This is a genomic window from Planotetraspora sp. A-T 1434 (assembly GCF_025420585.1).
Classification (GTDB): domain Bacteria; phylum Actinomycetota; class Actinomycetes; order Streptosporangiales; family Streptosporangiaceae; genus JAOEGB01.
In genome coordinates this window covers 57,145-81,664 of record NZ_JAOEGB010000025.1, presented here as the reverse complement: position 1 = coordinate 81,664, position 24,520 = coordinate 57,145, and the positions used below count along the sequence as shown (strand labels likewise).

The following is a 24,520-nucleotide window of genomic DNA, read 5'->3' as shown; positions in this document are numbered from 1 at the left end:
GCCGTGATCATGCACAGGGACGGCGATCTCAGGCAGGACGGAAGGAGTCGCGAGCCTGCGGCGCGGCGTGCTTGATCATCAGGTGCCTGGTCGCCGAATACTCCTGGACGGCTTCCTGGCTCATGTCCTTGCCGAAGCCGCTCCCCTTCACGCCGCCGTGCGGAGCCTCCGACGCGATGGGCAGGTGGTCGTTCACCCAGGTCACTCCCACATCGAGGCGATGGGACACGCGCAGCGCCCGGGACACGTCGGTGGACCACACCGAGGAGGCCAGGCCGTACGGCGTGTCGTTGGCGAGGCGCACCGCCTCGTCCTCGCCGTCGAACGGGACGGCCACCAGCACCGGGCCGAAGATCTCTCCCTGCACGATCTCACTGGACTGGTCCGCGTCGGCGATCAGCGTCGGCGCGTAGTAGAACCCGGGGCCGTCGATGGGCTGTCCGCCGGTGACGACGCGTCCGGACGCCCTGCTCACGAAGCCGTGGACCCGGTCGCGGTGGGCCGCCGAGATCAGCGGGCCGATGTCGGAGCCCTCTGCCCACGGGTCGCCCGGCCGTACCTGTGAGAGCGCGTCGCGCAGCGCCTCGACGGCCTCGGCGTAGCGAGACCGCTCGATGTAGACGCGGGTCGCCGCCGTGCAGTCCTGGCCGGTGTTGTACGTGGCGCCCATGACGACGCCGGCCGCCATGTCCTCCAGGGCCGCGTCGGCGAACACCACAGCCGGGGCCTTGCCGCCCAGCTCCAGGTGGACCCGCTTGAGGCCGTCGACCGCGCCCCGCATGACGGCACGGCCGGTCTCGGTGGAGCCCGTGACGCTGACCATGTCCACGCCGGGGTCGGTGACGAGCGCCTGGCCCACGTCGGCTCCGCCCGTCACGACCTGGAGCAGCCCGTCCGGCGCCCCTGCCTTGGCGAACAGCTCCGCCAGGCGCAGAGTGGTGCGCGGGGTCTGCGGGGCCGGCTTGATGACGACCGCGTTCCCCGCCGCGAGCGCCGGGCCGACCTTCCAGACCGCCATGACGAAGGGAAAGTTCCACGGCGCGATCGATCCGACGACGCCGAGCGGCCGCCTGATCAGCACCGACGTGTAGCCGGCGCTGAGCACCCCGGCGCCCGTCCCCTCCAGCGACCTGGCCGCTCCGGCGAAGAACCGCAGGTTGTCCACGGCGAACGGCAGCTCGCCGTCCCGGAACACGGCCGCGGGCTTGCCGGTCTCCTCGACCTCCAGCCGGGTGAGCTCCTCCGCGTCCTGCTCCACCAGGTCCGCGAGCCGCAGCAGCACCCGCGCCCGCTCCCCCGGCGTCGTCTCCCGCCACTGCTCGAAGGCGTCACGCCCGGTCCTTACGGCTGCCGCCACGGCCTCCACGGGTGTGTCAGGCACGTCGCCGATGGGCCGCCCGTCAGCGGGGTTGATCAAAATTGCCATGGGAGTTCTCTTTCCTCTGGGGCGCTTATTTCTCTATGGCGCTTACCGTGCACGATCACGATCGGCGTCTTCGCAGGCCACGCCGTACAGCCAGGAACCTGTGCATGATTACGATCGGCGTCTTCGCAGGCCACGCCGTACAGCCGGGAACCTGTGCATGATCACGGCGAAAGGGGTGGGGGGCGTCAGCTGTCGAAGCCGATGCCGAAGCGGTCGAGGAGGCGGAGCCAGGGGCCGCGACGTCCCTCGTCGGCGTCGGCACGGGCCAGGGCCCGGCGGGTGAACTCCACCACCGGCCAGCGCAGCGGCTCCGGCGGGAACGGCACCGGGTGGCGGCGGACCATCCTGAGCCCCGTCCGCTCGGTGGATCGCCTGGCGAGCAGGTCGAGGCCGACCAGCGCGCCGAACCGCGAGGCGCCGACCCCGAGGCCGGTGTACCCGAGAGCGTAGGCGACCCGGCCGCCCATCGCCGTCCCGAAGAACGGCGTGAACCGGCTGGTCGAGTCGATGGCCCCGCCCCACCTGTGGGTGAAACGCAGGCCGTGAAGCTGCGGGAACGTCTCGAAGAAGTGCCTGGCGAGCAGGTTGTGCGAGGCGTCCCGCTGTTCCTCGCCGGAGCCGCCGAAGTTGTAGATCGCGTCGTACCCGCCCCACAGGACGCGTCCGTCGGCCGTCAGCCGGTAGTAGTGGAACTGATTCCCCGCGTCGGTGAGCCCCTGGCCCTCCGGCCAGCGGATCGACTCCCGCTGCCCCGGCGCCAGCGGCTCGGTCACGAGCACGTAGTCCCAGACCGGCAGCACGAAGCTCCGCAGCCTGCGCAGGGGCGCCGGGTAGGCGTTGGTCGCCAGCAGCACCTGCTTGGCGCCGATCACGGCGGCGCCCTCGGGTCCCGAGGTCGCGACCTCGACGGCGGACCCGGCCTGCCGCAGACCCGTGACCTTGGTGCCCTCGAAGACGCGCACGCCGAGCCGGTCGGCCACCCTGGCGAGGCCCCACGCGAGCTTGGCCGGGTCGAGCACGCCGCCCGTCCCACGGACGCGGAGGCCCCCGAGGTAGGTGGGCGAGTCGACGTCGGCCCGCATCTCGCCGAGGTCGAGGAACACGGCGTCCTCGCCGTGCTCACGGTGCAGCTTCTCGGCCTTCCTCAGCTCCTCGACCTGGTACGGCTCGACCGCAACCGTGGTCTTGCCGGCCAGATGGAGGTCGGCGTCGATGCCGTGAGCCTCGGCGAAGGCGGCGATCGCCGCGAGGTTCTCCCGGCCGAGCGCGAGCAGCGTGTCGATCTCGGTGGGCCACAGGTTGAGCCCGTGACCCAGGCCGTGGGTGAGCGAGTCGGAGATGAAGCCGCCGTTGCGGCCGGTCGCGCCGTACGCGACGGAGTGGGCCTCGACGAGGACCACGTCGCAGGCCGGGTTCTCCTCCTTGGCCAGGACGGCGGCCCACAGGCCGGTGAACCCGCCGCCGACGATCAGCAGGTCGGCGGTCGTACGGCCGCGCAGCGGCGACCACGGCCCCGGGGCTCCGGGCTGGTCGGTCCAGAACACCCGGGGAGCGGCATCCTTGATCACTTGGCGGCGATCCGCTCGATCGCGTCGGCGGCGACCCGCAGGCCGTCGCGGCGGCGGATCTCCGCGCCGGCCGCCTCCAGCCGGGAGCGCAGATCCACGTCGCCCAGCAGCCGGTCGATCGCCCCGATCAGCTCCTCGTCGGTGAACCGGTAGGTGTCGAGGCGGACGCCGTAGCCGGTCTCGTCGAGGCGCTGGGCGTTGTCGTACTGGTCCCAGAACAGCGGCAACACGATCATCGGCTTGCCGAAGTGCAGCGCCTCGGTGGTCGTGTTGTTCCCGCCGTGGGTGATGACCAGGTCGACCAACGGCACGATCTTCGTCTGGGGCACGAACTCCGCACCCCACATGTTCGGCGCCAGCTCGATTTCCTCGTGCAACGGACCCTTGGACACGATGTAGCGGTGCGGCGTCTTCGCCAGCACCGAGATCACCCGGCGCATCAGCTCCACATCGGCCGAGCCGAGCGACCCCAGCGAGAAATAGATCAGCGACCCCTCACCCGGGATGTCCGGCAGGGTGAACTCCTCGTCGGTCTCCCGTACCGAGGAATCCAGCCGGGTCCAGGAGCCATCCAGCGGCCGCTCCGCCGTGTAGTCCACGACCTCCGGGTAGACGTAGAGGTTCGCATCCCCCACATGGATGAACTCCAGCTCCGGCAGCGCGGGCGCGCCCTGCTCGACCACCCACTCGTTGAACGCCGCCCAGATCTCCCGATGCGTCCGGTCATACTCCGCCCGGAAGTCCGCCCACCCACTGTCGTCGGCGGCCGGCAGACCCGAGAACACCGGCGCCACCCCGGGCCCCTTCACCTCCAGCGGGTTGCACGACACGATCCGTACGAACGGCACCCCGCTCCCGTCCTGTCTCGGCGCCGTCAAAAGCGCGGGGAAGGTGATGACGTTGTCCTCGACGATGACGTCCGGCCGGACCCGCTCGATGATGGCCCTCAACTGCGGCTCGCAATACTTCACACCATCGATCAGCGCGTCCCAGATCGGCTTGGTCACCGTCTCCAACTGCGCACGCGTGCTCTTGCGATACTCCGGAGCCGTGTCCCGGATGAAGTCCTTCCAGAACTGCCCCGCGTCCTGCTCCTCCGCGTCCTGCTCCTGAACGGCCGGCGGCGCCAGGTCCACCAGATCCTCCTCGAAGCCCAGCGCCTGCAGCTTCCCCTTCCACGACGCCTCCGCCGCGAACACCACCCGATGACCGCGGCGACGCAGGACGTCCCCGATCCCGATGCAGTTGTTCGTCGGGCCGTAGGCACTCTCCGGCATGAAAAGGATCGTCAGCTGCTTGTCTGTCATCTGGGGGCTCCCTGGTTCCTGTTGAATCGAGATTCAAATACGTATCTAGCGCACCCGTCAAGACCTGCGAGAGTATGGTGTCGCGTGCAGATGAAGCGGGGTGCAATGACTCAGCGCAAGAGCAAGGCGGACCGGCGGGTCGACCTGATCGACGCGGCCCGGAGGGCGATGATCCAGCACGGCGCCGAAGGCGTCCATCTGAACCAGATCGCGGAAGAGGCCGGCCTGACCTCGGGCGCGGTGCTGTACCACTACCCCGACCTGCGCGATCTGCTGATCGAGGCGCACCACGCCGGGATGGAGCGCTTTTACGAGCAGCGCGTCAAGAAGATCAGCGGCATCGCCGACCCGGCGCAGAAGCTCATCACGACGATCCGTTCGGGCCTCCCCGAGGGCCCCGACGACGCGGGCGTCCGGCTGCTGTGCGAGCTGGGCGGCGCGGCCGGGCGCAACCGGGTGTACGGCACGCTGCTGACGACGCTGTTCGACCGGCAGGTGTCGATGTTCCAGACGATCCTGGAGACCGGCGCGGCCCACGGCATCTTCACGCTCGCGCAGGACTCCGAGACGATCGGCCGCAACCTCGTCGCCCTTGAGGACGCGTACGGCTACCGCATCATGGCCCGCCATCACTCGATCGACGCGGAGCGGGCGGTCGAGCTCATCCTCGACTACGCCCGGCTCGCCACGGGGAACCCACTCAAGGCCGCAAACCCGGTCAAACCGAACGGTCGCCGCGCTCGCTGACAGGGATGAGGCTGGCGTCGGCGGCGTTCCAGCCGAGCTGGACCTCCGCGCCGGTCTCGACCCTCGCCGGCCCCTGGGTGGCCACGAGGACGTGCCCCTCGTGGCCGGGCACGCTCAGCGCCACATGCGACGTGCCGCCGTAGAAGCTGACGTCCACGACCGTCCCCCTCAGCTCGCCCGCGCCGAGCCGTACCCGCTCTGGACGGACGGCGAGCAGCGCCCGCGCGCCCACCGGGAAATCGGCGGCGAGATCAGCGGGGGCGGGCAGGACGCCGAGGCCGCCGGCCTCCAGGCCCTTGGCGGTCACGGTGCCCGGGAAGAGGTTGTTGGCCCCGATGAAGTCGGCCACGAACGGCGTGCGCGGCCGGTCGTAGAGGGCGACGGGGGCGTCCAGTTGCTCGACCCGGCCGCCCTGCATGACGGCGATGCGGTCGGCGAGCGACATGGCCTCCTCCTGGTCGTGGGTGACCACGACGAAGGTGATGCCGACCTCGTGCTGGAGCCGCTTGAGTTCGAGCTGCATCTCGGCCCGCACCTTCTTGTCCAGCGCGGACAGCGGCTCGTCGAGCAGCAGCAGCCGGGGGCGCTTCACGATCGCCCGCGCGAGCGCCACCCGCTGGCGCTGCCCGCCCGACAGCTGGTGCGGCCTGCGGCGGGCGTGGGCGGCCAGGCCCACGGTCTCCAGCACCTCGGAGACCCGCTTTCTGATCTCCTCGCGGGGCAGCTTCTCCCGCTCCAGGCCGTAGGCCACGTTCTTCTCCACGCTCATGTGCGGGAAGAGCGCGTACGACTGGAACATCAGGTTGACCGGGCGGCGGTGGGCCGGGACGGCCAGCAGGTCGGCGCCGTCGAGCCGCACCGAGCCGGTGTCCGGCTCCTCGAACCCGGCGAGGATCCGCAGCAGGGTCGTCTTGCCGCAGCCGGAGGGCCCGAGCAGCGCGAAGAACTCGCCCTGCCGGATGTCCAGGCTGACCGAGTCGAGCGCGGTCACATCGCCGAACCGGCGGCTGACGCCGTCGATGGAGATCAGACTGGTCGTGGTGGTGGTCCCCGTCATGTGATTCACAGCGCCTCGGTCAGCTTGGTCAGGCGCTGGGCGGCGATCACGACGGTGAAGCTCACCGCGAGCAGCAGCGTCGCCAGCGCGTTGATCTCAGGAGTGACGCCGAACCGCACCATCGAGTAGATGACGATGGGCAGGGTCGGCTGGGATGGGGCCGCCGTGAAGAACGCGATCACGAACTCGTCGAGCGAGAGCGTGAAGGCCAGCAGCGCGCCCGCCACGATGCCGGGCGCGAGCGTCGGCAGCGTGACCTTGGTGAAGGTGGTGAACGGCGTCGCGCCGAGGTCCCGGGATGCCTCCTCCAGCGACGTGTCCACGTGGCCCAGCCGCGCCCGGACGACCGCCGCCACGAAGGCCATGCCGAACACCGTGTGCGCGATCAGCACCGAGTGCAGCCCCAGCGTCATCTTGATCGCGGAGTAGAACACCAGCAGGCCGATCGCCAGGACGAGGTCGGGCAGGATCGCGGGCAGCGTGGCCAGCGCGTCCAGCAGCTTCGACCGCGTGTGACGCGCCAGGCCGATCGCCAGCAGCGTGCCGAGGATCGTGGACAGCGCGGTCGAGCCGAAGGCGACGATCAGCGTGTTCACCAGGCCCGTGCGGATGTCGGAGTTCCCCGCGAGCCTGCCGTACCAGTCGAGGGAGAAGCCGCCCCACGAGTACGGCGACTTGTTCCGGTTGAACGACATGACGACGAGCACGGCGATCGGCGCGTACAGGAACAGGTAGGTGAGCCAGAACGGCAGGCGCAGCCAGCCGTTTCCGGCGGTTGACTTACGACGCATCGCGGCCCGCCCTCCGGCTGGCCCAGGCCTGGGCGAACAGCAGCAGCACGAGCACGGCGATCACGGCGAGCGCGAGCACCGACCCGAACGGATAGTCCCTGGCCTTGAGGAACTGGTCGCGGATGAGGTTGCCCACCATGATCCGGCGGCCTCCGCCGAGCAGTTCGGGGATGACGAAGTTGCCCAGGCTCGGCACGAAGACGAACACGCAGCCCGTCAGCACCCCGGGCAGCGAGAGCGGCAGCGTGACCGACCAGAACGTGCGGGCCGGCCGCGCGCCCAGGTTCGCCGAGGCCTCCCTGAGCTGGGGGTCCAGGCGCTCGATGGCCGAGTAGAGCGGCAGGATCATCAACGGCAGGTACGCGTAGAGGAGCCCGGCGACGATGGCCCCGTCGGTGTAGAGCAGTTCGACGGGGCCGAGCCCGAGGGCCTTCAGTGCGGAGTTGACCGGCCCCTGCGAGTTCAGCAGGACGATCCAGGCGTACGTCCGGATGAGGAAGTTCGTCCAGAACGGCAGCACGACGGCCACCAGGGCGATGACCCTCCACCGGCCGGGCAGCCTCGCGATCATGTACGCCGTGGGGTAGCCGAGCAGCAGCGCCAGCACCGTCGTCAGCGCCGCGATCTTGACCGACCCGGCCACCACGTCGAGGTAGAGCGGGTCGGCCAGGCGGGTGAAGTTCTCTCCCGTCGGCTGGTAGACGATCCCGCCGAACCGGCCGCGGCGGAACACGGTGTAGCTCAGCACCAGCGCCAGCGGCACGAGCAGGAAGACGGTCAGGAAGCCGAACCCGGGCCCCAGTGTGACGACCCGGGCGACTGCCTTTCTGACCACCGGCGGAGACGTCATTGGGCCGCCGCGACCTCGGTGGACAGGCGCGTGTACGCGGTGGACGCCTCGCCGAGGTCGATCAGGCCCTCACCCTTGAGCAGGTCGGCCGGGGGCAGCGCCAGCTCGGGGTGATCCTTGAGCAGGGCCGGGTCAACGGTGTCCATCGCGGCCTTGTTCGGGACCTTGTAGAGGATGTTCGCGGGCACCCAGCCGTGCACCGACGGCTCGAGGACGTAGTTGATGAAGGCGTGCGCCGCCTCCTTGTTCTTCGAGCTCTTGAGGATCACCATCGTGTCCGTCCAGAGGTCGCTGCCCTCCTTCGGCACCACGAACTTGATGTTCTTCTGGTCCGTGGGGCACCAGCCGTCCCACGCCTCGACCATCACGGCCTCGCCGGACTTGAGCCGGTCGCCGAACGTCGTGTCGTCGTAGGCCAGGAGGTCGGGCTTGACCTTCAGCAGCGCCGCCTTGGCCTTGTCGAGCGTGGCCTGGTCGGTGGTGTTGACCGAGGCGCCGAGCAGCTTGAGGGCCGGGAGCGCCAGCCACCGCTCGGTGGTCATCATGGTGATCTTCTTCTTGAGGTCGGCGGACGGGTTGAGCAGGTCGTTCCAGCTCGTCGGCGGCGTCTTCACCAGGTCGCTGCGGTAGCACAGCCCCGTGGTGCCCCAGGTGTACGGAACCGAGAACTTGTTGCCCTTGTCGTAGGCGAGCTGCGTCGCCTCGGGGTAGAGGTTCTTCAGGTTCGGGATCAGCTCGGGGTGGAGCGGCTCCAGCAGGCCCTGCGCGTTGAGCGCCTGCGCGTACTGCCCCGAGACGAAGGCCACGTCGATGCCGCTGTCGCCACCGGCCGTCAGCTTCGCCATCACGGTCTCGTTGGTGTCGTGGATGGCCACCTTGGTGTCGAAGCCGAGCTTCGCCTTGACCTGCTGCGGCAGGTCCTTGGGGCTGTAACCGTCCCAGATGGAGATCGTGAGGCTCTGCTTGGAGAGGTCCGCCTTGGCGTTGAGCGCGTCAGGTGCGGCCTGCCCACCGGAGTCCGTTGTCGAGGCGCCGCCACAGGCGGCGAGGGCGAACGCCAGGCCGGCGGAGGCCAGAGCGACGGGCACGTGACGCGGCATGGGGGCTCCCTTGCGATGAGGATGGCCGTCAGTGTTGCAGGACTGCTCAACCTAGACAAGACTTTGTCCAGCATCGTGAGCTTTACTTTTGTGTTTCGATTTGAATTATGATTCAGGAACAGCACGGGAGAGTGCGTGGAACCCTCGCTATGGCCGGCCGTGTCCGAACGGCCCGACGGCTCACTGGAACTTGAAGCGAGGGAGGGCGTCACCGAGGCCGTCATCCGGACGCTGGCTCAGGGCGCGTCCGCGGTGGAGGCCCACGATGGCCGGGGGGTCCCGCCGCCCTTCTCGGTGCGGGCGCTGGCCCCCCTGCCTGCCGTACCACCCGGTGAGCGGGCGATCGCCGTCGACCAGACGAACCACTCGGTGATCGCGGGCGAGACCGTGGTGGTCAAGTGGTTCCCACGGCCGTCGCGGGCGCCGCATCCCGCCCCCGGGCTGCTCGCTCATCTGGCCGGATTCCACCGGACGGCCACGCCGTACGCCGCGATCTTCTGGGAGGAGGCGCTGGTCGCCCTGGTCACCGCGTACCTGCCGGGCGCGCAGGACGGCTGGGAGTGGTGCGTGGACGAGGCCGTCGCGGGCCGTACGGCTTTCGCCGCCGAGATCGGCCGCCTGGCCGCCGAGTTGCACGTCGCCATGGCCACGCCATCCGAGATCTTCCCCGATCCGGTGCGGCTGCCGCCCCGCCCCGGCTCTGCGGCACGGCCCGGCTTCGCGGCACGGGCGGAGGAGGCGCTACGGGAGGCGCTCACGCTCCACGACCCGGACCGGCTGAACGACCAGGACCGGCTTCACGACCCGGACCTGCCGAGCGGCAAGGAATGGCTGAATGACGCGGAATGGCTGCGCCTGCACGCCGACCACCTGCGGCGGGAGCTCGCTCCGCTGGCGTCCGCCGGGAGGAGCCCGCTCATCCGGATCCACGGCGACCTGCACGTGGGCCAGATCCTCCGGTGGCGCGAGGGGTACGCCGTGGTGGACTTCGACGGCAACCCGACCGTGACGGACGCCGAAGCGTTCCAGCCCGCCGCGCGTGACCTGGCCCAGCTCACGACGAGCGTGGAGCACGTCGGCCAGGTGGCGATCAAGCGGAGGTCCATGGACCCCGCCGCCATGGTCGCCTGGGTGGCGGCGGCACGCGCGGGCGTGGAGTCAGCCTATGCTGACGCGCTGGCCGAGGCGGGCCGGGAGGAGCTGCTCGACCGGTCGTTGCTGCGGCCGTTCGAGGTCGAGCAGGAATGCCGCGAGCTGATCTACGCGGCTCGCCACCTGCCGCGCTGGCGCTACGCCCCCATGGGAGTGCTGCGTTCGTGGTTCGCATGATCAGACATGCGGCTCGCACTGGTCAGAGGAGCAGCGCGGGAAGGTGTGCATGATCACGGCGGAGGGTTGGGGCAGGCGGGGCGGGACGAGCGGGAAGGTGTGCATGATCACAACAACGGTGAGGGGCGGGTGTGGTGGACGCTGAGCTTTATCTGGCCGACCTGGAGGCCAAGCCGGAGGCGCTGGGCGCGCTGGCGGACTTCCTCGACAGGGAAGACCCGTTCGAGGGACTGCCGGAGTACGACCGGGTGGTGTTCCTCGGGATGGGCAGCTCACGGTACGCCGCGGGCGTGGCGGCCCAGCGCCTGCGGGCGGCGGGGATCGACGCGGTCGCCGAATACGCCTCCGCGTCGATGGGCACTCCCCCGGGCCCACGGACGCTGGCGGTCGCCATCTCGGCGTCCGGCGGCAGCCGCGAGACGCTCGACGCCGTGTCCCGCCACGCGGGAGCGTCCTTCGTCGTTGCCATGACCAACAAGCCGGGTTCCGCTATCACCCAGGGCGCCGGCCTGGTGGTGCCCATGGTCGCGGGCGAGGAGCGGGGCGGCGTGGCCTGCCGGACGTTCCAGCACACGCTGGCCCTCCTGCTCGCCTTCACCGCGAAGGCCCACGCCGGAAACGAGATCTCAGGGCTCGTACGGCGGGCCGCCGAAGCCACCGCCGACCTCCTCGACCGGCGCGGCGACTGGCTGGAGGAGACGGCGACGCTGCTCGACGGGCCGTACGGCGTCTACACGATCGCGCCCGCCGAGCGGCTGTCATCGGCCGAGCAGTCCGCGCTGATGTTCCGGGAGGGGCCGCGCCGCCAGGCGGACGCCTGCGAGACCGGCGACTGGGCCCACGTGGACGTGTATCTGACGAAGACGTACGACTACCGGGCTCTGCTGTTCCCCGGCTCCCGCTACGACGAGCAGGCGATGGACTGGATCCGCCAGCGGGGCTCGACCGTGGTGACTGTGGGTGGTGATCGTGAGGGGCAGGCCGCGTCGGTCCGCTACCTGCATGACGACGACCCGGACGTCGCCCTGCTCACCGAGACGCTGGTGGCCGAACTCCTCGCGGCCACGTACTGGATCTAGCGCCAGCCGAGGCGGGTGGCGGCGTCGTCGGGGACGTAGCCGTCGGACTTCGCCTCGCCGATCCACAGGATGTAGTCGAACTCTGCGAGCGGGCCGATCGTGTAGCTCATGGGCATCCGCGGCTGCACAGCGAACCGCACTTCGAGGTCTGGATCGAAACGCTCCAGAGCGTCGATGAGATCCCCCACGGTCTCGATGCCCTGCATTTTCCCGCGCCTGTGCCTGCCCATGGGTCTTTCTCCGCGCGTTCGTTCTGAAAGGTAGACGGAGCGTAGCCCATAGGCCGCAAGAGTGACTATTGCCTCTGCGGGCGCATCGACGGGGCATTTCACGACGTCACGAGGAGCGCCGCACTGCCGTAGCTGCCGCCGAAGCCGGTGACGAGCGCGACACCGTGACCCGAGCCGTGATCCAAGCCGTGACCAAATCGCAACGAGCGGACGGCCTCCGCCACGTTGTTGAGACCGTGGACGTAGCCTTCGGAGAGGAGCCCGCCGTGGGGGTTGACCGGCACCTCCCCGGCGGGCCCGTGACCCCGGCCGAGCAGGAATCCGCCCAGGTCAGCGCGGTCCACCAGCCCGAAGTCCTCCAGTTGCCGGGGCACCAGCCAGGAGTACGCGTCGTAGAGGAACGCCACGTCAACCTCTCGTGGCGACAGTCCGGAGGACCCCCACAGCCGTCCGGCGATGTGCCCGGAGAAGATCCTTGTGACGTCATGGGACCGGTCCATGGTCGAGCAGCCCTCGCCGCCGCCCCGGACGACGGTGTGGATCCGCGGCTCCTCCGGTGCCAGCCGTACGTCGCGGACCACCAGCGCGCAGGCGCCGTCGGTCTCCTGGCAGCAGTCGGCGGTCCTGAGCGGCGTGCAGACGTACGGCCTGGCCAGGTAGTCGGCGAGCGGCAGCGGGTCGCGGCGCAGGGCGCGTGGGTTGGCCGCGGCGTTGTCGCGCGACTGCGCGACGACGGCGTGCAGGTGCTCCTCCGACAGCCCCGTGTCGTGCAGGTAGCGCTGGGCCGCCAGCGCGAACAGCGGGATCGGGCCGGCCACGCCGTACGGGATCGTGAAACTCTCCTGCGGCCCCGCCTGGACCGTGCTCATCCGCTTGCCGGATCGTCCGTTCAAGGCGCGATATATGAGGACGGTCCGGGCGGCTCCACCGGCGATGAGCATGGCGGCGTCTCCGAGGATGGACGCCGCCTGGGTGCCACCACCCGTGATGTCGTTGTGCCAGCCGATCGGCTCGATGCGCAGCGCCCGGGCGACCTGGATGGCCGGGACGGAGTCGTTCATGTGATAGCTGAGGACGGCGTCGATCTCGCCGGGTTCCACCGCCGCGTCGGCCATCGCGGCCCGGCAGGCCTCCATCGCGAGGTCCAGCTCTCCACGCCCCGACTCGCGGGTCAGCGCGGTCATCCCGACCCCGGCAACCGCCGCCTCCCCCCACCCCCTCGGCGTGATCACGCATCCCCCGGTCGTGATCATGCGCGGGTTCCCGGATCTCCATCACGACCTGCGCATTCCCCAGTCGTGATCATGCACACCTCCTTGGGCCGCCGCCGTGCCGCCCGCCGGGGCGGGGCGCGATCCATCCCGGCGGGCGGCGTTCTGGTGCCCGGACGCCACGCTAACCTCAGCCCCTCGATTTAGGCAAGCGCTTGCTCGGCTATCCGTACGGCCGCGCGCGTAGCGGTAGCCCTCCGGGCATGTGTCGGTATACGCTCACCAAGCGAGCGCTTGGTTCAAGCGCGTTCGGCGCGGCCTCCGCGCTGGGAGACGACGGCCTCAGGGGTATCGGCGCATGAAGTTCTCGACCTTCCACCTGTTCCACCGGTTCGACGGCCAGAGCTTCAGGGACGTCTACGACTACCACCTGCGGCTGATCGAGCTGGCCGAGGAGCTCGGCTTCCACGGCGTACGGCTGGCCGAGCACCACTTCCGCGACTACGGCGTGGCGCCCAACCTGTTCACGATGCTGGCCCACGCCGCGGCCCGCACCTCCCAGATCCGCCTGGGCACCGGCATCGTGGTGCTGCCGCTGCACAACCCGATCCACGTCGCCGAGGAGGCGGCCCAGGTCGACGTGCTGTCCGGTGGCCGCCTCGACCTCGGCATCGGACGCGGCTACCAGAGCTTCGAGTTCGAGGGGTTCGGCATCGACCTCGCCGAGGCCCGGGACAGGTTCAACGAGTCCCTTGAGGTGATCCTCGGCCTCTGGACCGGCGACACCTTCCAGCACGACGGCAAGTTCTACCGGACCGGCACCGAGGTGTCACTCGTCCCGGCCCCGCTGCAGCGTCCGCACCCGCCTATCCACGTGGCGGCCGTCTCGCCCGAGACCGTGACAATATACGCCGAGCGCGGGCTGCCGATCCTGGCCGACCCGGCGGCCACGTTCCGCAAGGTCGTCCAGGCGGCCGAGACCTGGCGGACCACCGCCGCGCGGTCGGGGCACACCGGCGACGCCGACCTGGTGGTGGCGCGCAGCGTCTACGTCGCGCCCACGCTGGAGCGCGCCCGCGAGGACCAGGCCAGATTCGAGGCGATGTTCGACCGGTCGCGGATCTTCAATGAGAAGAGCGCGCCGATCGACCCCAAGACCGGCAAGGCCGCCCAAGGGTTCGAGTACTACCAGGACCGCTACCTCAAGGGCGGCTCGGTCAGCACCGACTTCCGGTGGGAGCAGCTGGAAATCATCGGTGACCCGGAGCGGGTGATCGGGCAGATCCGGCTGCTGCGGGACGCGGGCTTCACCGACCTGCTCTGCGACTTCGGCAGCACCCGCCCCGTCCCGCTGGAGGACATGGAGAGCGTCATGCGGTTCTTCGCGACCGAGGTCATGCCCGCGTTCTGACCCCATCCGCCCTCCATCCGCCCTCCATCCGCCCCCATCCGCCCCCATCCGCTCCGCCGAGGAGGCGTGTCATGAGCAGCATCGTCCACCGGCTCACCCTCTCCGACGTGCTGGCCGACCACGCGCGCAGCCGGCCGCAGGCCATGGCCGCCGTCGACGGTGACGTACGGCTGACCTATCCCGAGCTGGACGCCCGGGTCACCCGCCTGGCGAACGGACTCTCCTCGGCGGGGGTGGGGCAGGGCGACCGCGTGCTGTGGCTGGGGCAGAACTCCCACCGGGTGCTCGAACTGCTCCTCGCCTGCTCGCGCCTCGGGGCGATCTTCTGCCCGGCCAACTGGCGGCAGGCCGCTGACGAGCTCGGCTTCGTCCTCGACGACCTGGCCCCTTCCGTGGTGGTGTACGAGCCGGGCGTCACCCCCGAGAACGCGGCCTCGTGGATCCGGTCGGGCGACGAATACGAGTCACTCCTCAGCCGGGACGAATCTCCCCTACCGCCGGCGGACGAGCGGGCGGACGACACGCTGCCCGTGCTGGCGCTCTACACGGCGGCCTTCGACGGCCGGCCCGGCGCGGCGCTGCTGAGCGACGCCGCGCTGATCGCGCACAGCGCGTCGCTGCTGCACGTCCGGCAGATGGAGCCGGATTTCGCCTTCCTCAACAACGGGCCCCTCTTCCACGTCGGCACGATGATGTTCACGCTGGCGACGCTGCTGGTCGGAGGCAAGAACGTCTTCATCCCGGCGTTCGACCCGGAGGAGGTCTGCCGCCTCGTCGACGCCGAGAAGTGCACCCAGGCGTTCCTGTTCGGTCAGATGATCGACAGCGTGGTCGCCGCCAACGCGGCTGGCGAGTACGACCTCACGTCGCTGCGGTTCGTCTCGCACTCCCCCGAGTGGGACGAGATGACCACGGTGGACGACTCGCCGTGGTGCCGGTCAAAGATGGGCGGGTACGGCCAGACCGAGGTCGGCGGCATGCTGACCTTCCTGGGGTTGGCTCCGGCGGCCGCGGGCTTCGCCGGGCGTCCGTCGCCGCTGGCGCAGGTGCGCCTGCTCGATCCGGACGGCTCCGAGGTGGCCCCCGGCGAGGTCGGGGAGATCTGCGCCCGCGGCAAGTCCATCTTCTCCGGATATTTCAACAGACCGGAGCTCAACGCGGCCAAGACGCGGGGCGGCTGGCACCACACCGGCGACCTCGGCCGCCGGGAGCCCGACGGCACGCTGACCTTCATCGGCCCCAGGCTCCGCATGATCAAGTCCGGGAACGAGAACATCTACCCCGCCGAGGTCGAACGGGCCCTGAAGTCGCATCCGTCCGTGGCCGACGCGGCGGTGATCGGAGTGCCCGACGAGCGATGGAGGCAGACGGTGAAGGCGGTCGTCGTCCTCCGTGAGGGAGCCGAGGAGACGGCCGACGACCTCGCTGAGCACGTCCGCGGCCAGATCGCCTCCTACAAGAGACCCCGGCATGTCGAGTTCGCCGCGTCCATCCCCAAGAAGGGCTTCACCCCCGACTACGACGCCCTGGACGCGGCCTACGGCGGAGGCGCCTACCCCGGCGCCTGATCACGTCGTCCCCTCGTGCATGATCACGCCATACGTTCGCGCTGGTGGCGGGAATGCCCGGGAACTCGTGCCGTCTCACGGACCGGTGTCGAGCCAGCTCAGCCGGGGTCTCCGGGAATCTGTGCATGATCACGCCGGTCAGAGGATGGCCAGAGGGTTGATGGGGCTGCCGGTGCCTCCTTCTATCTTGAGCGGGGCCGCGACGAACACGAATTCCGTACGGCCGGCCATACCGGCGTGGATGACTTCCGCCAGCTCCTCAAGCCAGAGCATCTCGGCCAGATGGATGCCGTGACGCCAGAGCAGGATCATGTGCAGGTCGTCCGCGAGCCCCTCGTCGGCGAGCTGCCGGGAGTTGAGGCCGCCGATGGCCGCGTTGTCGCTCGCCACCATCGCGACATCGCGGGCGGCGAGCCAGCGGCCCCCGTCGGCGGACAGCCCCGGCTGCCCGGACCAGTACTCCTCCCGCGACCGTTCCCAGGTCAGCGGCCAGCCGGTGCGGACGACCGCCACGTCGCCCGGCCGTACGTCCGGTGCGATCTCCTCCAGCAGCGCGCCGTCGACCCGGAAGTCCACCGGGAGGTGGTCGAGACCCAGGTGGCGGGGCACGTCGAAGAGCACGCCGCGCGCCACCACGCCGCCCACGGTCTCGATGCCGCACCGCGTCGCGCCGTATGACCGGACCCGGGCGGCCGGATGGCCGTTGTAGAGCTCCTCCCCCGACCACATGTGGCACAGCGCGTCCATGTGGGTGGTCGTGCCGTGGTGGGTGACGATCAGCGCGTCGTCGGCCATCCGCAGGCCCGGCCCGACGGCTCGCGCGCCGGCCGCGTAGTCACCGCCGTCGACCGACATGAAGTGCTGCGGAAGCGGCCGCCCGCGCAGATGGGGCACACCGGTCGGAGCGGCCGAGGAGGTGGCTCCCCTGATGGGCATGGACAGGCTGACCACCTGGCCGGTCGTGGCCGCGCCCAGCGCGCGGAGCACGGTCTCGCCTCTGATGAGGTTCAGCGTCCCACGCTGGTCGTCTGGGCCGAACCGGCCCCAATTGTTAGGCTCGGACACCAAGCAAGTGCTCACTTTCATTCGAGGACGGTGCATGATGATCGGCGGGCACTGCGATCCCCGGTTCCGGCGGGTACGCGAGGTCTTCGAGCGGCACTTCGCCACCGGCCAGGAGCTGGGGGCGGCGTTCGCGGTGTTCGTGCGCGGCGAGGCGGTGGTGGACCTGTGGGGCGGCGTGGCCGACCGGACCACCGGCAGAACTTGGGAGCGCCACACGCCCGTCCTCGCCTACTCCTGCACCAAGGCCGTCGCGGCCACCGCCCTGCTGCTGCTCGCCGAGCGCGGCCAGGTCGACCTCCGGGCTCCCGTCAGCGAGCTCTGGCCGGAGTTCGCCGCGAACGACAAGGCGGGGGTGACCGTCGAGCATGTCCTGAGCCACCAGGCCGGGCTGCCCGCGCTGGAGGAGGAGGTGCCGGTGGAGGAGTTCGAGGATCTGGCCGCCATCGCCGCCCGCCTCGCGCGGCAGGCCCCGCTGTGGGAGCCCGGCACGGCCCATGGGTACCACGCCCTCACCTACGGGTTCCTGGTCGGCGAGATCATCCGCCGGGTCACCGGCAAGTCGGCGGGTGACGTGGTGGCCGCCGAGATCGCCGGGCCGCGCGGGCTGGAGCTGTGGCTCGGCGCGCCCCCCGACGTGGCGGGCCGCGCCGCCCGCCTCTCCGCGGGAGAACGTACGGCTCCCGCCGCCACGGCCCCCGGCGCCGCATCCGCGGGCGGGGGCCTCCCGGATGGCGGCCCGAGAATGGGGGGTGGCGGCGGCCCCCTGGAGGCGATGGCGGCCGCGGCGATGGACGGGAGCAGCCTGATGAACCGGGCATTCGGCAACCCGCCGATCCACCGGCTGCGTGGCGGGGCCAACAATCCCGTCATCCTGCGCGCCGGATGGCCCGCCCTGGGGGTCGTCACGACCGCCCGCGGCCTGGCGGGCTTCTACCGCGACCTGGTGGCGGGCGAGATCCTCCGCCCCGTCACGCTCGACGACGCCCTGAGGCGGCGGGTCAACGGACCCGACCGGGTGCTGTGCGTCGACAGCTCGTTCGGCATCGGCTACATGCGTGCCGCGCACGCCTTCCCCGCGCCGCCCGCCGGAGCCGGGTCGGCGTTCGGGCACACCGGGCTCGGCGGGTCTCTCGGCCTGGGCGACATCGAGCACGGCATCGGCATGGCCTACACGATGAACAAGATGGCCGGCGCGGTGAGCGGCGGCACCCGCGCCTACGACCTCGCCGCGGCGGTCTACGACTCCCTGCGCTAGCCATCGCGGCAGCGTGGCGAGCCGCTGCTCAGGGCTCGGTCCGAGGCCGTTCAATGCATCGTGATCCCGCCGCTGACGGACAGGGTCTGCCCGGTGACGTAGGCCGCGCGCTCGGTGCAGAGGTAGGCCACCAGGCCCGCCACGTCCTCGGGAGTGCCGAGGCGCCGCAGAGGGATCCCCTTGGCGAGCTTGTCCACGAGACCCGGCTTCGTGTCGCCGATCTTCCGGAGCATGGGCGTGTCCGTGGGCCCGGGGCAGACGACGTTCGCGGTCACGTTGTGCCGCGCCACCTCACGGGCCAGCGTCTTCGCCAGCCCGAACAGGCCCGCCTTGGTGGCCGCGTAGGCGCCCTCCCCGCCGGAACCGGCCCGCGCGCCGTCGGAGGAGACGAATATCAGCCGCCCCCAGGACCGCGCGCACATGCCCGCGAGCAGCGGCCTGGTCAGCAGCATCGGCCCTCTGAGGTTGACCTGCCACATGAGCTCCCAGCCGGCCGGATCGCCGGAGAGGAACGGCTCGACGATCGACACTCCGGCGTTGTGGACCACGATGTCCACCGGGCCGGCCGCCGAGCAGAAGTCCTCGACCGACGCCGGGGCCGCGAGGTCGAGGATCATCGGCACGGCCTCGGCTCCGGCGCGGGACAGCCGGCGGGCGACCGTGACGGCTCCGGGGTGGTCGAGGTCCGCCACGATGACGCGGGCGCCGAGGGCCACCAGATCCGCGCAGATGGCGGCCCCGATCGCACCTGCTCCCCCGGTGACGACGGCGAGCCTGCCGTCCAGACGCAAGCCGTCCATCATGCCTGGACGTTATCCGACCTAGCACTTGCTTGGCTAGTCATCGCCAGGCGGACACCAGCTCCGCGGCGGTCATGCGGGAGGCGAGCAGGCTCACGGTGTTCTCGAGGACGGCCTGGGCGTACTCCTCCGGGATCCCTGCGACGGCGTCCGTGACCACCACGACCCGGTAGCCCAGGTTGACCGCCTCAAGGGCGAGGCCCGGGATGCCGAGGTTGAGCGAGACGCCGACGGCGACGACGGTCGTGACGCCGAGCGAGCGGAGCGTCATGTCGAGTGAGGTCCCGGTGAAGGGCGAGAAGCCGTGGTATCGGCGCGATTCCAGGTCGCCGGGATCGCGCAGCGACGGCAGGACGTCCACGGCTCCCGTGCCCTCCAGCATGTGCCCCGGGTCCTTGAGGAGCACGGCGAGAAAGGGGCTGTTGGCCGTGTGCGAGCCCATCCGGTCGGACCGGAAGGCCGCCGTGCAGTGGATCACCGGGACGCCGGCCGTACGGGCCGCGGAGAGCACCACCCGGGCGTTGTCCATGACGTGGTGCCGCTCACAGGCCGCCACCAGATCCGGAAATTTCGTGAGATCGCCGATGACTCCTCGCTGCATCTCCATAACCAGTACGGCGCTGCGGCCCATGCCCTATACCTAGCAAGCGCTTGGCCGGATTACAACCTTTAGGTGACATTATGCTCCGGTGACAGCGGGCCTTTCGGGTGAGACCTTGGTTCAGGGCTATCCGAGGGGGCGGCGTCATGAACGCCTGGTCGGTTCCGGGATACCGGGAAGTGCGCGAGCTCGGCACGGGCGGCGCAGGAAGGGTCGTGCTCGCGACCTACTCGACGACCGGGGCCTACGTCGCCATCAAGTACCTCCGTGACGAGTTGCGCCGTGACCCTCGATTCCTGGCGGGCTTCCGCCACGAGGCCCGCGTCATGGTCGAGCTCAACGACCCCAACATCGTGCGGCTCTACGAATACGTCGAGACCCGCGACGGCGCGGCCATCGTCATGGAACTGGTCGATGGCGTCTCGCTCCGCAGGATCCTGGCCGAGCACGGGACGACCAGCCCGGAGGCGGCGCTGGTCGTGCTCAAGGGCTCGCTCACCGGCCTCTCGCTCGCGCACGCCTCCGGGATCGTCCACCGGGACTACAAGCCGGAGAACGTGCTGATCCAGGCCGACGGCACCAGCAAGCTGTCGGACTTCGGGATCGCGACACCGAGCGGCGGTCCCGGAATGCCGGCGGGCACGCCGCCGTACATGGCGCCCGAGCAGTGGGACGCCGGCCCGGCGAGCCCGGCGACCGACGTCTACGCCGCGACCTGCGTGTTCTTCGAATGCCTCACCGGACGCAAGCCGTACAGAGCCGATCACGTCGCCGGGCTGCGGCACCAGCACCAGACCGCTCCCATCCCGGTGAACGACGTGCCGAGCTCGGTTCGGGGGCTGGTCGCGCGGGGGCTGGCCAAGAACCCGGTGGACCGGCCGCCCACCGCCAGGGCGTTCGTCGGCGACCTGGAGGCCGCGGCGGTGGCGGCCTACGGCCCCGACTGGGAGCAGCGTGGGCGACGCCATATCGCGGAGCTCGCCACCCTGCTCGCCCTGACGTTCCCGCTGGCCAAGCCCGCCGAGCCGGTGGAGGTCACCACCTCTCTGGCCAGGACCGTGCTGTCCAACCGGCTCGCGCACTTCGCACCCAGGTTCGCCATCGGCGCCGCCGTGCTGTCCGCCGTGGTCATCGCGGCCCTCGTCGCGGCGAACCGGCAGACCCCGGTGGCCGAGGACACGCTGCTCACCCCGACCCCCAAGACGACAACCCAGCATGTGCAGCCGCCGGTCACCGAACCCACGACGAACGGGACCGCTGACACCACGGACCCGTCGCAGACAGGGGACCCCAGCCTGGGCGGCACGGCGGGACCGACCACGGGCCCCACGACCGTGCCCGCCATCGCTCCCCTGGGTTCGCCGCGTCCGACGCCGCCTGTCACGCCCCGTGTCACGCCGCCTGTCACGCCGCCTGTCACACCTACTGCCACGCCTCCCGTAACGCCGAAGCCCGCGGCGGTGACGAGCCTCGGAATCAGCGGCTTCGACGGCCAGTCGGCGACGATTCACGTGAAGACCACGACCACGGGCAAGGTGACGCTCGCGGTGCGGTTCTCGGAGGGGCCGGCGCCTGACGAGTTGGTGGCGGGCAGTCCGCAGAGCATCCCGCTGGAGGGCGCCACCTCATACGACCCCGGAGTCCAGCACGGCTTCGCCACGCCGAAGTGCGACACGACCGTCTACCGCCGCGTGGAGGCGACGACCGTGCCCAAGGCGGCGGGCGGCACCCGTAGCAAGGTCGTGAAGGTGAAGGGCACGCCGTGCCCGCCGCCCACCGTCGAAAGCCTGTCGATCACCGGCTGGGACGGCGACACGGCCGCCGTCGCGGTGAAGACCGGCGGCCCCGGCAAGGTGAAGGTGTCCACCGAGTTCAGCCGGGACGGCAAGACCGTGGACACCGACTCCCGGACGTTGTCCGGTAAGACGGCCTACTCCTTCGGCGTCTCGGGCGACCTCGGCGCGGTGGAGTGCGAGAAGGTCGCCGTCTTCGGCGTGCGGATCACGACCGACCCCTCCGCGGCGAACGGCACGCAGAGCAAGGAGACCCGCGTCACCGGGCCGAAGTGCCCGCCCCCGACCGTCTCGATCGGATCCTGGAACGGCACGACGGCCGTGGTGAACGTCAAGGCCGCCACGACCGCCCCCGTCACCCTGGCCGTCGCCTTCTCCCAGAAGCTCACCTACGCCGAGCAGACGCTGTCGTTCAAGGACGACGACAAGGCGACGGTGGAGGGCGAGAACAGCTACGCCAAGACGTTCACCGCGCAGTTCAGACGGCCGAAGTGCGGCTTCACCGACGTCAGCACCGTCACCGTCACCGCCTCACCGGGCGGCGCGAGCGACTCCGCCACCTTCACCGTCAACGGCCCGCCGTGCCCGGAGCCGGACGACGAGCCGTCGGGCGACCCGTCCAGCGGCTCCGACGGCGGCGCGTCCAACGGCTCTGACACTGGATCCAACGGAAATTCAGACGGCACACCGAACCGCGCGGCTGCCTGACCAGGGAATATAGGCAGGCTCAGGGCAGGGCCTTGTTAGCAAACCAAGCGTGCGCTAGCTTGGCGAACGATGGCCCCGGATCCTCTCACCGCGCCCTACTGGGATGCCTGCCGCCGCCGCGAGCTGGTCATCCAGGCATGTACGGCATGCGCGCGCCGCGTGCATCTCCCGGCGCTCGAATGCCCGTACTGCGGTTGTGCCGAGCTCACCTGGGAGCCGGTCTCCGGGGTCGGTGTGGTCCACACGTTCACGGTCGTCCATCGCAGCTTCGTCGCTCCGGAGCGCGAGCCGTACGCCGTGGGCTGGATCGACCTGGCGGAGGGGGCCAGGGCCTTCGGCGAGATCGTCGACTGTCCGCACGACGGAATACACATCGGCATGCCCGTCCGGGTGAGCTGGGATGAACACTGCTCGCTGCCCAAGTGGAGGCCCGAATGACCGCCAGCCAGCACACCAGCAAGCACGTCCAGAAGGTCGGCAACGTGTTGATCCCGGTGGACGACCTGGACAAGGCCGTCGCGTTCTATTCGGACGGCCTGGGGCTGCCCGTGAAGTTCCGGGACGGCGACCGCTTCGCGGCCCTCGACGGCGGCGGCGTCACCGTCGCGCTCGTCGCCCCCGAGGAGCAGGTGTCCTGCACGGCCACCGCCCCGTCGTACAAGGTCGCCGACGTGGCGGCGGCCGTACGGGACCTGACCGAGACGGGGGCGGTCGTGGTGCGCGAGCCGGAGGCGGGGCCGCACGAGGTCCGGGCCGTGCTGCGCGACCCCTCGGGGAACGTCTTCATCCTCTACTCGTCCCTCTAGCCGGGAGGCCCCTGTGTCGACCAGCCCCCTGCCGTCCAGCCCCGCATCCTCCAGCCCGGCATCGTCCAGCCCCGTGTCGTCCAGCCCCGTGTCGTCCAGCCCCGTGTCGTCCAGCCTCCTGCCGTCCAGCCTCCTGCCGTCCAGCGCCGTGTCGTCCAGTGCGGCGTCGCCCTATGGCAACTACGCGTACGCCGTCCTGACCGCGAACGCCCTGCGGACGCCGGACAAGGTCGCTCTGACCTACTGCGGCAAGCGGAGCTTCACCTACGACGAGCTCAACCGGCTCGTCAACAGGCGGGCGAACGCCCTGGCAGCGGCGGGGGTCCGGCCGGGGCAGCGGGTCGCCGCGCTGCTGAACGAGACGCTGAAGGTGGCGGAGGTCTACCTCGCGCAGGCGAAGCTGGGCGCGGTGACCGCAGCGCTCAATCCCTACTGGCCGGTCGAGACGCTACGCGCGGTCGTGGAGCACTCGGGGGCGGACACCTTCCTCTACGACGCCACGGTGGAAGAGGTCGCCGGGCAGATCAGGCCCGGCCTTCCTGGCGTGACGACCTGGATCGACGTGGCCGATCTGAGCGAATCCGAGTCGAGCGACGCCGAGCCTCCGGTGGGCGGCGCGGGTGACGACCCGCTCGCGCTCTACTACACCTCGGGCACGACGGGGCTGCCCAAGGCGGTGATCCACACCCACGCGTCGTCGCTGGCCACCGCCCAGATCTGGCTCGACGTGCCGCGTTCCCCCGACTCGGTGTTCGGCACCGGCGCGATCATCTGGGGCATCGGCTTCCCCGCGATCGTCGGCCCCGCGCTCTACGCGGGAATGCGCCTGGTCCTGGAGCAGGACTGGGGCCCGGCGAACTTCCTCCGCGTGGTGCCGCGCGAGCGGGTCTCCCACGTCTCGCAGATCCCGTCGTTCTACGCCGCGTTGCTGGGCTCCGACGACCACGCCTCCGCCGACCTGTCGCCCCTCCGGGTGATCATGCTGGGCGGCGAGCCGCTGACGGGCTCCCTGCTCGGCCGCATCAAGGAGCGCTTACCCGACGCGGGGGTGTACTCCTACTACGGGCAGACGGAGGCCCCGTACACCTGCGTCGGCCGGGTGGACGACGGCTCGACCCCGCTCGGCTCGTCGGGCCGGGCCCGGACCGGCTGTGCCGTACGGATCACCGACCCGTCGGGCAACCGGGTCGTCGGCCAGGTCGGCGAGATCAACCTCGCGGGGCCCCACCGGATGGCCGGCTACGACAGGCTGCCGGACAAGACGGCCGAGGTGCTGCGCGGCGACTGGTACGTCGGCGGCGATCTCGGCACCCTCTCCGAAGACGGTGTCCTGAACGTCCTCGGCCGCCGGGAGGACTCGATCCTCAAAGGCGGCCAATGGACGCAACCCTCGGTCATCGAGGAGGCCGCGACCGCCGTCGAGGACGTGGCCGAGGCGGGCGCTGTGGGTGTGCCGGCGCACGTCGAAGGCGAGGACGCGGTGGAGCAGCGGGTCATCCTGGCCGTCGTCTCCCGTTCGGGACATTCGGTCGACCCCGCCAAGCTGGCCCTCGCCCTGGCGGAGTCGCTGCCCGAGCGGCAGCGCCCGGACCACATCGTCGTCACCGAGGAGTTGCCCCACTTCCAGGACGCCTCCGGCGGCCCCGGCAAGCTCCTCCGCCGCGAGATCCGCGACCGCTACGCCCCCCTCCTCCCCCCACCCCCCTCGCCGTGATCATGCACACCTTCCTCCGCAGGCCCCTGACCAGCCGCAAACCGGTTCGTGATCATGCACACCCTCCCTCACACACCGCCTGACCAGCCGTGAACCGGTTCGTG

The 24,520-nt window shown here is 70.5% G+C and carries 22 protein-coding genes; 10 read left to right on the top strand and 12 right to left on the bottom strand.

What is annotated here, in order from left to right; translation table 11 throughout:
• Window positions 1-28 precede the first annotated feature (28 nt).
• The 3 genes from N5079_RS27700 to N5079_RS27690 all read right to left on the bottom strand — a co-directional run bounded on the left by N5079_RS27700 (window position 29) and on the right by N5079_RS27690 (window position 4,301).
• Window positions 29-1,426: an aminobutyraldehyde dehydrogenase gene (locus N5079_RS27700; RefSeq protein ID WP_261587074.1), complete on the bottom strand. Its 1,398-nt coding sequence runs from the start codon at window positions 1,424-1,426 to the stop codon at window positions 29-31.
• Window positions 1,427-1,611: 185 nt separating this feature from the next.
• A complete protein-coding gene (locus N5079_RS27695; RefSeq protein ID WP_261587073.1) occupies window positions 1,612-2,994 on the bottom strand; it encodes an NAD(P)/FAD-dependent oxidoreductase in 1,383 nt (460 codons plus the stop codon).
• Window positions 2,991-4,301 (bottom strand): glycosyltransferase, encoded by a 1,311-nt coding sequence (locus N5079_RS27690; RefSeq protein ID WP_261587072.1) that lies wholly within the window; start codon window positions 4,299-4,301, stop codon window positions 2,991-2,993. Before N5079_RS27690 ends, N5079_RS27695 begins: the two co-directional genes overlap by 4 nt.
• 105 nt (window positions 4,302-4,406) lie before the next feature.
• Between N5079_RS27690 and N5079_RS27685 the strand changes: the two genes are divergently transcribed.
• Window positions 4,407-5,048 (top strand): TetR/AcrR family transcriptional regulator, encoded by a 642-nt coding sequence (locus N5079_RS27685; protein WP_261587071.1) that lies wholly within the window; start codon window positions 4,407-4,409, stop codon window positions 5,046-5,048.
• Here N5079_RS27685 and N5079_RS27680 read toward each other — a convergent pair.
• The 4 genes from N5079_RS27680 to N5079_RS27665 are packed head-to-tail and all read right to left on the bottom strand — an operon-like array spanning window position 5,020 to window position 8,846.
• Window positions 5,020-6,105, bottom strand: coding sequence for an ABC transporter ATP-binding protein (locus N5079_RS27680; RefSeq protein ID WP_261587070.1), 1,086 nt, complete (start codon window positions 6,103-6,105; stop codon window positions 5,020-5,022). The genes N5079_RS27685 and N5079_RS27680 overlap by 29 nt on opposite strands.
• Window positions 6,106-6,110: 5 nt before the next feature.
• Window positions 6,111-6,896, bottom strand: a complete 786-nt coding sequence (locus tag N5079_RS27675; RefSeq protein WP_261587069.1) for an ABC transporter permease — start codon at window positions 6,894-6,896, stop codon at window positions 6,111-6,113.
• Window positions 6,886-7,731, bottom strand: coding sequence for an ABC transporter permease (locus N5079_RS27670; protein ID WP_261587068.1), 846 nt, complete (start codon window positions 7,729-7,731; stop codon window positions 6,886-6,888). Before N5079_RS27670 ends, N5079_RS27675 begins: the two co-directional genes overlap by 11 nt.
• Window positions 7,732-7,742: 11 nt before the next feature.
• Entirely contained in the window at window positions 7,743-8,846 is a 1,104-nt protein-coding gene (locus N5079_RS27665; protein WP_261587067.1) for a spermidine/putrescine ABC transporter substrate-binding protein, read from the bottom strand.
• A gap of 135 nt (window positions 8,847-8,981) precedes the next feature.
• Here N5079_RS27665 and N5079_RS27660 point away from each other — a divergent pair, with 135 nt between their 5' ends.
• The gene (locus N5079_RS27660) at window positions 8,982-10,175 is read left to right on the top strand and encodes a hypothetical protein (RefSeq protein WP_261587066.1); all 1,194 of its coding nucleotides are present in this window, start codon (window positions 8,982-8,984) and stop codon (window positions 10,173-10,175) included.
• Window positions 10,176-10,309: 134 nt separating this feature from the next.
• Window positions 10,310-11,254 (top strand): SIS domain-containing protein, encoded by a 945-nt coding sequence (locus N5079_RS27655; RefSeq protein WP_261587065.1) that lies wholly within the window; start codon window positions 10,310-10,312, stop codon window positions 11,252-11,254.
• Here N5079_RS27655 and N5079_RS27650 read toward each other — a convergent pair.
• A complete protein-coding gene (locus N5079_RS27650) occupies window positions 11,251-11,484 on the bottom strand; it encodes a hypothetical protein (RefSeq protein ID WP_261587064.1) in 234 nt (77 codons plus the stop codon). The two genes, N5079_RS27655 and N5079_RS27650, sit on opposite strands and share 4 nt — an antisense overlap.
• A 98-nt stretch (window positions 11,485-11,582) precedes the next feature.
• On the bottom strand, window positions 11,583-12,737 hold the full coding sequence (locus N5079_RS27645; protein WP_261587063.1) for a thiolase C-terminal domain-containing protein: 1,155 nt from the start codon (window positions 12,735-12,737) through the stop codon (window positions 11,583-11,585).
• 316 nt (window positions 12,738-13,053) lie between these two features.
• On the opposite strand from N5079_RS27645, the gene N5079_RS27640 reads away from it, so the two are divergent.
• Together N5079_RS27640 and N5079_RS27635 are read left to right on the top strand one after the other, a co-directional pair.
• Complete coding sequence (locus N5079_RS27640; RefSeq protein ID WP_261587062.1) at window positions 13,054-14,106, top strand: LLM class flavin-dependent oxidoreductase; 1,053 nt, start codon at window positions 13,054-13,056, stop codon at window positions 14,104-14,106.
• A 71-nt stretch (window positions 14,107-14,177) separates the two neighbouring features.
• The gene (locus N5079_RS27635) at window positions 14,178-15,674 is read left to right on the top strand and encodes an AMP-binding protein (RefSeq protein WP_261587061.1); all 1,497 of its coding nucleotides are present in this window, start codon (window positions 14,178-14,180) and stop codon (window positions 15,672-15,674) included.
• 138 nt (window positions 15,675-15,812) lie between these two features.
• Here N5079_RS27635 and N5079_RS27630 read toward each other — a convergent pair whose 3' ends face one another.
• A complete protein-coding gene (locus tag N5079_RS27630; protein ID WP_261587060.1) occupies window positions 15,813-16,742 on the bottom strand; it encodes a cyclase family protein in 930 nt (309 codons plus the stop codon).
• Window positions 16,743-16,773: 31 nt separating this feature from the next.
• On the opposite strand from N5079_RS27630, the gene N5079_RS27625 reads away from it, so the two are divergent.
• Entirely contained in the window at window positions 16,774-17,994 is a 1,221-nt protein-coding gene (locus N5079_RS27625) for a serine hydrolase domain-containing protein (RefSeq protein WP_261587059.1), read from the top strand.
• A gap of 50 nt (window positions 17,995-18,044) precedes the next feature.
• On the opposite strand, the gene N5079_RS27620 is transcribed toward N5079_RS27625, so the two are convergent.
• The gene (locus N5079_RS27620; RefSeq protein ID WP_261587137.1) at window positions 18,045-18,794 is read right to left on the bottom strand and encodes an SDR family NAD(P)-dependent oxidoreductase; all 750 of its coding nucleotides are present in this window, start codon (window positions 18,792-18,794) and stop codon (window positions 18,045-18,047) included.
• A gap of 40 nt (window positions 18,795-18,834) precedes the next feature.
• Window positions 18,835-19,425, bottom strand: a complete 591-nt coding sequence (locus N5079_RS27615) for a cysteine hydrolase (protein WP_261587058.1) — start codon at window positions 19,423-19,425, stop codon at window positions 18,835-18,837.
• A gap of 116 nt (window positions 19,426-19,541) precedes the next feature.
• On the opposite strand from N5079_RS27615, the gene N5079_RS27610 reads away from it, so the two are divergent.
• From N5079_RS27610 to N5079_RS27595, 4 genes are all read left to right on the top strand, one after another.
• Window positions 19,542-21,896, top strand: coding sequence for a serine/threonine-protein kinase (locus tag N5079_RS27610; RefSeq protein ID WP_261587057.1), 2,355 nt, complete (start codon window positions 19,542-19,544; stop codon window positions 21,894-21,896).
• A 69-nt stretch (window positions 21,897-21,965) separates the two neighbouring features.
• On the top strand, window positions 21,966-22,334 hold the full coding sequence (locus tag N5079_RS27605) for a Zn-ribbon domain-containing OB-fold protein (RefSeq protein ID WP_261587055.1): 369 nt from the start codon (window positions 21,966-21,968) through the stop codon (window positions 22,332-22,334).
• A complete protein-coding gene (locus tag N5079_RS27600) occupies window positions 22,331-22,702 on the top strand; it encodes a VOC family protein (RefSeq protein WP_261587054.1) in 372 nt (123 codons plus the stop codon). The genes N5079_RS27605 and N5079_RS27600 overlap by 4 nt, the downstream gene beginning before the upstream one ends.
• Before the next feature lie 133 nt (window positions 22,703-22,835).
• Window positions 22,836-24,416 (top strand): class I adenylate-forming enzyme family protein, encoded by a 1,581-nt coding sequence (locus N5079_RS27595; RefSeq protein WP_410007835.1) that lies wholly within the window; start codon window positions 22,836-22,838, stop codon window positions 24,414-24,416.
• Window positions 24,417-24,520 lie beyond the last annotated feature (104 nt).

Bases quoted from the DNA above. Each gene is read 5' to 3' on its own strand.
- N5079_RS27690 (WP_261587072.1), bottom strand. From the start codon at position 4,301: ATGACAGACAAGCAGCTGACGATCCTTTTCATGCCGGAGAGTGCCTAC.
- N5079_RS27625 (WP_261587059.1), top strand. From the start codon at position 16,774: ATGATGATCGGCGGGCACTGCGATCCCCGGTTCCGGCGGGTACGCGAG.
- N5079_RS27610 (WP_261587057.1), top strand. From the start codon at position 19,542: ATGAACGCCTGGTCGGTTCCGGGATACCGGGAAGTGCGCGAGCTCGGC.
- N5079_RS27665 (WP_261587067.1), bottom strand. From the start codon at position 8,846: ATGCCGCGTCACGTGCCCGTCGCTCTGGCCTCCGCCGGCCTGGCGTTC.
- N5079_RS27680 (WP_261587070.1), bottom strand. From the start codon at position 6,105: ATGACGGGGACCACCACCACGACCAGTCTGATCTCCATCGACGGCGTC.
- N5079_RS27620 (WP_261587137.1), bottom strand. From the start codon at position 18,794: ATGGACGGCTTGCGTCTGGACGGCAGGCTCGCCGTCGTCACCGGGGGA.
- N5079_RS27635 (WP_261587061.1), top strand. From the start codon at position 14,178: ATGAGCAGCATCGTCCACCGGCTCACCCTCTCCGACGTGCTGGCCGAC.
- N5079_RS27640 (WP_261587062.1), top strand. From the start codon at position 13,054: ATGAAGTTCTCGACCTTCCACCTGTTCCACCGGTTCGACGGCCAGAGC.
- N5079_RS27675 (WP_261587069.1), bottom strand. From the start codon at position 6,896: ATGCGTCGTAAGTCAACCGCCGGAAACGGCTGGCTGCGCCTGCCGTTC.
- N5079_RS27605 (WP_261587055.1), top strand. From the start codon at position 21,966: ATGGCCCCGGATCCTCTCACCGCGCCCTACTGGGATGCCTGCCGCCGC.
- N5079_RS27615 (WP_261587058.1), bottom strand. From the start codon at position 19,425: ATGGGCCGCAGCGCCGTACTGGTTATGGAGATGCAGCGAGGAGTCATC.
- N5079_RS27645 (WP_261587063.1), bottom strand. From the start codon at position 12,737: ATGATCACGACCGGGGGATGCGTGATCACGCCGAGGGGGTGGGGGGAG.
- N5079_RS27685 (WP_261587071.1), top strand. From the start codon at position 4,407: ATGACTCAGCGCAAGAGCAAGGCGGACCGGCGGGTCGACCTGATCGAC.
- N5079_RS27650 (WP_261587064.1), bottom strand. From the start codon at position 11,484: ATGGGCAGGCACAGGCGCGGGAAAATGCAGGGCATCGAGACCGTGGGG.
- N5079_RS27600 (WP_261587054.1), top strand. From the start codon at position 22,331: ATGACCGCCAGCCAGCACACCAGCAAGCACGTCCAGAAGGTCGGCAAC.
- N5079_RS27700 (WP_261587074.1), bottom strand. From the start codon at position 1,426: ATGGCAATTTTGATCAACCCCGCTGACGGGCGGCCCATCGGCGACGTG.